The sequence below is a fragment of the Fulvivirga imtechensis AK7 genome (assembly GCF_000331535.1).
In the GTDB taxonomy this organism is placed as follows: Bacteria; Bacteroidota; Bacteroidia; order Cytophagales; family Cyclobacteriaceae; genus Fulvivirga; species Fulvivirga imtechensis.
In genome coordinates, this window is record NZ_AMZN01000033.1 from 120,050 (window position 1) to 129,787 (window position 9,738).

A 9,738-nucleotide genomic window follows, 5' to 3' on the forward strand; every position below is an offset into this window, starting at 1 on the left:
ACCAACGATATGAATACACCTGATTTAAAGCAATCAAAATATTTTATGGATGACCCCCGTGAAGCCGGCAGACTGGATGCTAAAGTAAATACGGATGAATTCATTGAAAATTTTCTTACCAGCCGGATCCCGGAAGAGACCAACACATATATAGTAGATATCGGTTGTGGCGCAGGCGCCATTGCTTCAGCGATTGCTAAAAAGTACCCATACACCACCGTGAAAGGAGTTGATCTGAGCAATGAACGACTGGAAGAGGCAAGGAACAAATGTAAACATCTGAATAATGCTGAGTTTAAGCAAGGTTCGATCTATGAATTACCACTTGAAGATAACTCGGCTGATTTTCTCTACACAAGGTTTCTATTAGAATACCTACAGGAACCGGTAAGAGGAATAAAAGAAATGTACCGTGTTTGCAAAAATGGTGGCACGGTAATGCTACAGGACCTTGACGGCCAATTACTGTTTCATTATCCTGAAACCATCGAAAATTTAGATAAGGTACTTTCCGGGTTAGCCGAAACAGGTTTTGACCCTTTAATTGGAAGAAAACTCATGCACTATGGCCTGCTGGCTGGGTTTAAACTTGATCATATCGACATCAGGCCCTACCATTTCATAGCAGGAAAGGTAGATGCTCACAATGATTACTTATGGGATCTGAAAATGGAAATTGCTATGACCAAATTCTCAGACATACTAGGAAGCACGGAGCTGGCTCAAAAATTCAAAGATGATTTCATGAATTTTCTGAGAGATGAAAATACCATTATGTACTCCAATCTCTTCACCGTATACCTGAAAAAGGTATAGGAGCATATAGCGCTTGTAAAGAACTTCCTAAGCGGCTTGAAAACGCCAAGATCAAGCTCGCCTTCGCGTAGCCGCCTGGGCAGAGCAAGGGCTTGTGCCTGCGTACCGAAGTGCTATGGCACACAGGTGTGAGATTCCAAAAAACAGAGCATACTTGGGTACGCGAACATTTTTGATATGAGCGTAACGCAGACATTGGTATTTTCTCAGGGACACTATGTAATTCTATTGAACTCTTGGTGCAATTCACTCGTTAAACTAGATTTGAACAAGAGCAGAAACGGAATAATATGAGTTTTAAAATTACCAGCGAATATGTACCCACCGGAGATCAACCCAAAGCTATTGAGCAGTTGACCCAGGGACTTGAATCTGGAGAACCTTTTCAAACCCTATTAGGTGCTACCGGAACAGGCAAAACTTTTACCGTGGCCAATGTAATAGCCAATGTAGACCGACCCACACTGGTACTTTGTCATAATAAGACCCTTGCCGCACAGCTCTATGGGGAATTCAAACGCTTTTTCCCTGAAAATGCTATTGAATATTTTATCTCATATTACGACTACTACCAACCGGAAGCATTCATACCTTCTTCGAACCTGTATATCGAAAAGGATCTTTCTATCAATGAAGAAATTGAGAAACTACGCCTGAGCGCCACCTCTTCACTTCTCACCGGCAGGCGTGATATCATAGTAGTAGCATCAGTATCATGCATCTATGGCATCGGAAACCCTGAAGAGTTTGGTAAAAATGTGATCAAGCTTAAGGTGGGTGAAACCATTGCACGTAACAGACTGCTTTTTGCACTTGTTGACATTCTTTATAGTAGGACAGAAGGTGAGTTTAAACGAGGGAATTTCAGAGTAAAAGGAGATACCGTGGATATTTTTATTGCCTATGGAGACTTTGCCTACCGCATTATATTCTGGGGTGATGAAATAGAAGCCATACAACGGATTGATCCCGTAACGGGAAGGACAATCGCTGATGAGAAGGTAATTACCATATTCCCTGCAAACCTGTTTGTGACCGGTAAAGACCTCCTGCACGAGGCCATCAGGGAGATCCAGGATGATCTTGTCGCACAGGTCAACCATTTTGAAATTGAACAAAGACACCTCGAAGCCAAGCGTGTAAAGGAAAGAACCGAATTTGACCTGGAAATGATGCGCGAACTCGGCTACTGCTCAGGCATAGAGAACTATTCGCGGTACTTTGACCGCAGAAGTCCGGGCGCCAGACCATTCTGTCTGCTAGATTATTTTCCGGATGATTACCTTATGATCATTGATGAAAGCCATGTCACCGTTCCCCAGGTGAGAGCTATGTGGGGTGGTGATCGTTCGCGAAAGGTAAACCTCGTGGATTTTGGTTTTAGACTGCCTGCTGCCCTGGATAACAGGCCTCTGACATTTAATGAATTTGAAGGAATGCTCAACCAGGTGGTGTACGTCAGTGCCACACCCTCTGAATATGAGCTGAGAAAATCTGAAGGCATTGTAGTTGAGCAGATCATACGCCCCACTGGCTTGCTCGACCCCGAAATCGATGTGAGGCCAAGCCTGAACCAGATCGATGACCTGCTGGAAGAAGTAGATGAAAGAGTAAAGAAAGAAGAGCGCGTGCTGGTGACCACCCTTACCAAGAGGATGGCTGAAGAGCTAACCAAGTTCTTAGAACGGGCCGGGGTAAAATGCCGGTACATACACAGTGAAGTGGACACCCTGGAGCGAGTTGAAATTTTGAGGGAACTACGCCTGGGAGTCTTTGACGTTTTGGTGGGTGTTAACCTTTTACGGGAAGGCCTTGACCTCCCGGAAGTATCGCTGGTGGCTATACTTGATGCTGACAAAGAAGGCTTTCTGCGAAACCAGAGATCGCTGATACAAACTATTGGCCGTGCCGCAAGGAATGCGAATGGCAGAGTGATCATGTATGCTGACACTGTCACTGAGTCTATGCGAACTGCCATAGATGAAACAAACCGAAGAAGGAGCATCCAAATGGACTATAATGAAAAGCATGGAATTACCCCAACAACCATCCTAAGGTCTAAGGAATCGATACTACAACAGACTGGTGTTGCAGATAAAAAGAAGGGTGTCAAAAAGTACTATACCGGTGAGGAGGCTCCATCTGTGGCTGCCGATCCTGTAGTAGCATATATGGGCAAAAATGATCTCGAAAAATTAATAGCTAAAACCCAAAAGGCTATGGAAAAGGCAGCCAAAGAACTTAACTTTATTGAAGCTGCAAAATTGCGGGATGAAATGCTGGAGCTTAAAAAATTGCAGGAAGAAAAGCAGTCATAATCAGATAAATCCAAACTGAAAAGTGGATTTGAACGTTAAGTATATTATTTCAGTTATATAGAATCATATGAGCAGACGGCAATTCTTTTTTGGTATATTTCTTTCATCCGTACTGGCAGCGCTGTTTTCCAGTACCATCATTTTTTACTACCTCAACAACAATCCTTCAAATAACTACAACTCCATAACAGAACGACAGCGACAGGTAGCATTCACCAACTATCCGGACAGCAATAATGTTGTAGTACCTAAGGGGCTGAATTTTATTTACGCAGCCAATGAAGTGATTTCAGGCGTAGTGCATATAAGAGCCCTGTACTCCTCAGGCCAATATAGCATTAACCCTTTGGAAGGGGCTTTCAGAGGGCCATCACAATCTTCCGGCTCAGGGGTAATTGTATCTGATGATGGTTATATTGTCACCAATAATCATGTAATAGAAAATGCCAGCCAAATAGAAGTGATCCTTAATGATAACAGGACATACGCTGCTAAAATAATCGGCACAGACCCAACAACTGATCTGGCATTGTTAAAAGTGGAGGAAGTAAACCTCGATTTCGTAAGGTATGGCAATTCTGATAAGGTAATGCCTGGCGAATGGGTACTGGCCATAGGCAACCCTTTTGACCTTAATTCAACAGTTACAGCAGGTATAATCAGCGCAAAAGCAAGAAATATTGGTATCCTCAGGGATAAAAATAACCTTCAAATTGAGTCTTTCATCCAAACAGATGCTGCAGTTAACCCCGGCAACAGCGGAGGGGCGCTGGTAAATTTAAATGGCGAACTTATTGGGATCAACACTGCCATAGCCACACCCAGCGGAAGTTATGCAGGCTATTCATTCGCAGTGCCTGTCTCTTTGGTTAAGAAGGTTGTAGACGATCTATTGGAATTTGGAACCGTACAGAGAGGACTGCTGGGGATAAGGATCGGAGATGTAAACTCCAATCTGGCTCAGGCTCAGGGACTCAGCGTAGTGTCGGGTGTTTTTGTCAGTTATGTCAATAAGAATAGTTCGGCCGAAGAAGCCGGCATACTGCCAGGCGATGTTATAGTTGCGATCAATCAGGCTAAAGTAACGAATGTGTCGGAATTGCAGGAGCAGGTAGCGCGTAACAGACCGGGAGACAAGATACAGGTGACCTATCTTCGAAATGGGAACAAAAACGTGGTGGACGCCATCTTGAGAAACACTGAAGGAACAACTGAAATAGTATCTAAGGAGTATCGTTTTGAAATTGAAGGAGCTGAATTTGACAATCTCAATGTAGAAGAGCTAAGCCATCTGGAGCTACAGGGCGGGGTGAAGATAATCTCCGTAACCGAAGGTAAATGGTTGGAAGCTGGCATCAAGGAAGGCTTTATAATTACTAAAATAGACAAGGTTACCGTGACCAGCATAAAAGACCTTAACAATATCCTCACCAATAAAAATGGTGGCATGTTGGTAGAAGGAATATATCCTAATGGAGAATCGGGTGTTTTTGGCATAAACTGGTAGACGACTTTGTTAATGGTTAATGGTTAATTGTTTAAGCGTTAGGCGTTAATCAATTTTAAAGCCAAACCGGAACCAGTGACCAGCAGCCAATGACCAGTAACCAGATTATTTTAATGTGCCGGGTCAATCCTTAATGACAATTCTTTAGCTTTGCAGCAAATAAAAAATTAAATCATGAGTAACGATAACTTTGGTATAAGTGAAGCGCTCAAAGCGTTAGGTGTAAAAGCCGAAAATTCAGGTTCTTCAACTGGTACAAAGTGGTTGGGTTCAGAAGGAGATCTAATAGAATCCTATTCACCCGTAGATGGCAAATTGATAGGAAAAGTATCAGCCACTACAGAAGATCAATACGAGGAAATAGTAAAAACTGCCACTGAAGCTTTCAGATCCTGGAGGCTGGTACCCGCTCCTAAAAGAGGTGAGGTAGTAAGACAAATTGGCGATGAACTAAGAAAGTATAAAGAACCACTTGGCAAGCTGGTATCTTATGAAATGGGCAAGTCATACCAGGAAGGGCTAGGCGAAGTGCAGGAAATGATAGATATCTGCGATTTCGCTGTTGGTCTCTCCAGACAGTTGCATGGCCTTACCATGCATTCTGAAAGGCCTAACCACAGAATGTACGAACAATACCACCCCCTTGGCATTGTAGGGATCATTTCTGCTTTTAATTTTCCCGTTGCTGTTTGGTCGTGGAATACTATGCTGGCATGGGTTTGTGGTGATGTATGCATTTGGAAACCATCTGAAAAGACCCCGCTCTGTAGCGTTGCCTGTCAGAATATCGTTGCAAAAATATTTAAAGAAAATAATGTACCGGAGGGTGTCTCATGTATTGTCAATGGGGACTACCGTATCGGACAGTTGATCTCAAATGACAAAAGAATACCCCTTGTGTCAGCCACTGGCTCCACACGCATGGGGAAAAAGGTTGGAGAAGCAGTGGGTGCGAGGCTTGGAAAATCGCTACTGGAATTAGGAGGCAACAACGCCATCATTATCACCGAAAATGCAGACCTGGACATATCTATAGTGGGCGCGCTGTTTGGGGCAGTAGGTACCTGTGGACAGAGGTGTACCTCTACAAGAAGATTGATCATTCACGAAAGTGTCTACGAGGAAGTGAAGAATAAACTGGTCAATGCTTACAAACAACTACGCATTGGCAATCCACTGGACGAAAAAAACCATGTAGGACCTCTTATCGACAGGGATGCCGTGAAAATGTATCAAAATGCCATCGAAGAAGTAAACAAACAAGGCGGTAAAATTGTAGTTGAAGGCGGTATACTCGAAGGCGCAGGGTATGAGTCGGGCTGCTATGTAAAACCTGTTGTTGCTGAAGCCACCAATGATCTGCAAATTGTTCAGGAAGAGACCTTTGCACCAATACTTTACCTCATTAAATACAAGACCATCGATGAGGCTATTGAAATCCAAAACGGAGTGGTACAAGGGTTATCGTCTGCCATTATGACCACCAACATGCGGGAAGCTGAACAATTCCTTTCCCATGCCGGCTCAGATTGCGGCATAGCAAACGTCAACATCGGCACATCAGGAGCCGAGATTGGTGGAGCCTTTGGAGGAGAGAAAGAAACAGGTGGTGGACGCGAGTCAGGATCAGATGCATGGAAAGTGTATATGAGGAGACAAACCAATACCCTGAATTATGGCAAAGAACTTCCACTGGCTCAAGGAATTAAATTTGACCTATGATTTAGTCTTTGCTCTTTTCTCAAAAAAAAGATTATAGCACCAAAGGGGCAAATAGTGATTTTTTTATTCCACTCACAAAGAACTTTTGTGAGTGGAAACATTTCATTTTCCTTTAAAGATCGTATATTTTGGAAGTGGATAAGTGTTAACAGATTTATTTTGTAATTACTCTCTTATAGTTTATATTTAGCTTAGATAACCCAAAAACATATGTCAGATACACCAAAGAAATATATTTCTGTAATGTTAATCGATGATAATGAGATAGATAACCTCATTAATCAAAAAATGATAGAAGCAGCAGATATTTCAAAGTATATATATACACACACCGGTGCTAAAAGTGCTATTGAATTTCTCAAGAATATAGAAAAAGTTGAAGAAATTTCTGACAAGGTTTTACCGGATGTTATCTTTTTGGACATAGATATGCCCCTGATGGATGGGTTTCAATTCCTTGATGAATTTGAAAAACTATCTGAAGGGACTCGCAAAAAATGTAAGATAGTGATGCTTACTTCTTCCATTAACCCTCAGGATGTTAATAAATCAAAGAAGTACAGCTACGTGAAGCAATACATTAACAAGCCACTTTCCCAGGAAAATCTGGAAAAACTGAGCATATAAATCACGTAACTTTCAGTTAAAAGTTTGGAGCGCCAAATCTATTGGATCCTCCTGGGTCAGCTTTACATGCTAATCCATGGTTGGTGTTGCCGACTGCCTTTTGACGAATGCCAACCATACCGGGTTTCTGTCCGGCTTATAGCTGAATGCTCAACGCTTTGAAGCTATTCATTTATTCATTTTCCCGGAACTAACCCGTGCGGTGGTGTGATCAGGAAGATCCTGGATCTCCGCTCTACTGCGCAAGGAATGACGGAAAAAGGAAAGGCTGCGTCAGGAATGCAAGAAAGAAGATATTGAAGAAAAGCTTATATTCAGGATGATGAAAGCCATCTGGAATATACTCTTGATCATTAGTTGTACATCAACCTATTGACTATGAACCATTAACCATTAACGGATAATGAAAGCAGGACTTCCCACTCGCAACATTTCTGCCTGGCCCAAAAAAAGGGCTTTTTAAGCCCTTGCTGATGTTAATCTGTTGATGAATTCATCATCCAGTTTGATCATTTGTGTTGGTGAGAAGTATTTCGTCTCCACTCCTTTGAATTTCGTCAAAAGAGTCCTGATCTTCTCCGTCTTATTTCTTTTATTATCACTAATAGCAATTTTCAATACCTTTGACAATAAAAGAATATGTTCGCAATGATCTTTCCCCAGTAATCTTATTTGACGCTGTATGCTGTTGATCAATTGATTGAACAAATCAAAATCGTTGACCAGGCAATATTGCAGTGCTAAAATGATCTTGATCTCCAGTTGTATAAACGGGTACCTTTTAAGACTTACTTCATTCAACAAATTGTTGATCCATTTGCCAGCTTCATCATACTTGTCCACATAATAGCAGGCAAGAGCCCGGTACATAGTATAGGTCACATATGTTGCCACATCCAACCTGTCAATTTCAAAGTCATGGAATACCGCCTCGTTTTCTTCGTATATCTCGTCTGTAGTATTTTGCCTGATATGGCGCTGCATTTTTGTTATGAGAAACTGCGCAGGATAAGTATAAAGTGTATAGTTCGTAAGTAAATTGCTGACCGCATCATTAACTTCTTCATAAAACTTCTCGGCTTTGCGATACACTTTATAGTGGTTGTAGTATTCCAGCTTGAGGAATTCAAACACAAGATTTAAATGGTAATATATGGAGTCAAGTTGATATTGATTAAATACTCGTTGAACATTTTCCAATATATCCTCTATAGGCTCAAGATCGTCATCCATAGTATCTTGCTGGTCCACAAACAGTCTGTGGAAGATAACCATACAACTGTAGTACACATACAACCGGTGTGACTCATACAAGGAGCTAACGTTATACATTTCCTTTAAAAGCAAGGCGAGGCCCATTTTATCGGCATCTTCACCAGAAAGTGCATACTGTCCATATTTCTTAAAATACTCAGCTAACAGGTCCTCAGCTTTATCAACAGCAAGCATATAAGCCACATGCCTGTTATATAACTGAGAGTAGCTATAATAATCAGGAGCGTTTATATGAAGCTTTTTTAAGGATTTGTATACAATTGTAAGCTCATTGGAAAGATCATAGTCCAATAGCTCCTTCTCCAGCTTTTTTAAAGTGGCTATCGCAATAGCTTTCTTTTTTGTGAAGATTATCTCATTAATATTGGCTACCTTTTTAAGAATATCAGTCCGGGGACTTTCCATTTGCTGGAGCAGATATTCTTCTATTTTCTGATTTAAACGGGAACGTAGCGTATAGTAAGCATTTGTATTCACTTCAAGCTCCTGCATTATCTTTGTATCGGAGAGCTGCCTTTCCCTCATGGCCTTGATTAGATAAGCTGATTTATCCGCATTGCTCTCTAGTAGTGAATCATGTATTGCCTGAAAATCCCTGCTGGATAATTGTTTAATGATATTTTTCAGCTTAGCCATATATTGTCTTTATTCCAAAAAGTTAATTTATAAAACATTTTACGTACGTAAAAAACTACGGATCAATAGCGTTAGTGACCCATTGTGATCGGAAAAGATACTAAATTTATCCTATAGATTCATACCTAAGCACAAATTATTTCCTTACAGCTCCCCGATTTGGCAAATGTTTTCCTATGATAATCAGGCAGTTGCAAAAGCAATTAATTACATCAATAAATTGCACTTTTTCGATCCGGGCGCTTGTTTGTCCAAATTAATTTGAAATTATATTACCAAACTAACCTGACCCGATAAGCAACTGTTAAATTTAAAAACAAAATTGATATAACAAAAGAAGTCTGCATGTCACATACTACTTTAGACAAAAATTAGCAATTCTACTGGAATAACCTATGTTAATAGTTGAAACATGCGGGTATGATCGGGATTTTAGGCAAGAGCTTCACTAAGACTAACAACATTAATCCTTAATCCACCCGGTTAAAGCAACTATAGAAGGCCTTCGGGACGCTCTAGCCTAACTCCCCTCCCGAAATTATATATTCCAGATATTTCCGGCTCTTCTTCTTCTTTAGAAAACGCTCCGCCTGTAATGCCTCAGAGCGAGTCACAAAAGTCTTGCTCCATTTTAATTCCCAGTCACTCACACCTTTGGTATACCCTGACCGACTATTGCAATGGTCCGAAATCCGCTTATCTAAATCCTCACATTGCCCAATGTAGTACCGGTCCTTCGTTACGCTATAAATAATGTAAACATGATATTCCATAAAAAAGAAAAGCACCGCACCGGTGCTTTGATTGTGGAGAATACCGGATTCGAACCGGTGACCT

Annotated in this window: 7 protein-coding genes; 5 read left to right on the top strand and 2 right to left on the bottom strand. The window is 41.3% G+C overall.

Annotated features, from left to right (window positions below):
• Positions 1-9 precede the first annotated feature (9 nt).
• The 5 genes from C900_RS10345 (at position 10) to C900_RS10365 (ending at position 6,990) form a co-directional block, all read left to right on the top strand.
• The gene (locus tag C900_RS10345) at positions 10-816 is read left to right on the top strand and encodes a class I SAM-dependent methyltransferase (RefSeq protein WP_009579775.1); all 807 of its coding nucleotides are present in this window, start codon (positions 10-12) and stop codon (positions 814-816) included.
• Positions 817-1,106: 290 nt separating this feature from the next.
• The gene (gene uvrB, locus C900_RS10350) at positions 1,107-3,134 is read left to right on the top strand and encodes an excinuclease ABC subunit UvrB (protein ID WP_009579776.1); all 2,028 of its coding nucleotides are present in this window, start codon (positions 1,107-1,109) and stop codon (positions 3,132-3,134) included.
• Between the two features lie 67 nt (positions 3,135-3,201).
• A complete protein-coding gene (locus tag C900_RS10355) occupies positions 3,202-4,641 on the top strand; it encodes a trypsin-like peptidase domain-containing protein (RefSeq protein WP_009579777.1) in 1,440 nt (479 codons plus the stop codon).
• Positions 4,642-4,815: 174 nt separating this feature from the next.
• Entirely contained in the window at positions 4,816-6,363 is a 1,548-nt protein-coding gene (gene amaB, locus C900_RS10360; RefSeq protein WP_009579778.1) for an L-piperidine-6-carboxylate dehydrogenase, read from the top strand.
• Between the two features lie 210 nt (positions 6,364-6,573).
• Entirely contained in the window at positions 6,574-6,990 is a 417-nt protein-coding gene (locus C900_RS10365; RefSeq protein ID WP_009579779.1) for a response regulator, read from the top strand.
• A gap of 459 nt (positions 6,991-7,449) precedes the next feature.
• On the opposite strand, the gene C900_RS10370 is transcribed toward C900_RS10365, so the two are convergent.
• Both C900_RS10370 and C900_RS10375 read right to left on the bottom strand, forming a co-directional pair.
• Positions 7,450-8,901 (bottom strand): hypothetical protein, encoded by a 1,452-nt coding sequence (locus C900_RS10370; RefSeq protein WP_009579780.1) that lies wholly within the window; start codon positions 8,899-8,901, stop codon positions 7,450-7,452.
• Positions 8,902-9,416: 515 nt separating this feature from the next.
• A partial coding sequence (locus tag C900_RS10375) for a GIY-YIG nuclease family protein (RefSeq protein ID WP_245558418.1) occupies positions 9,417-9,738 on the bottom strand: 322 nt, incomplete at its 5' end.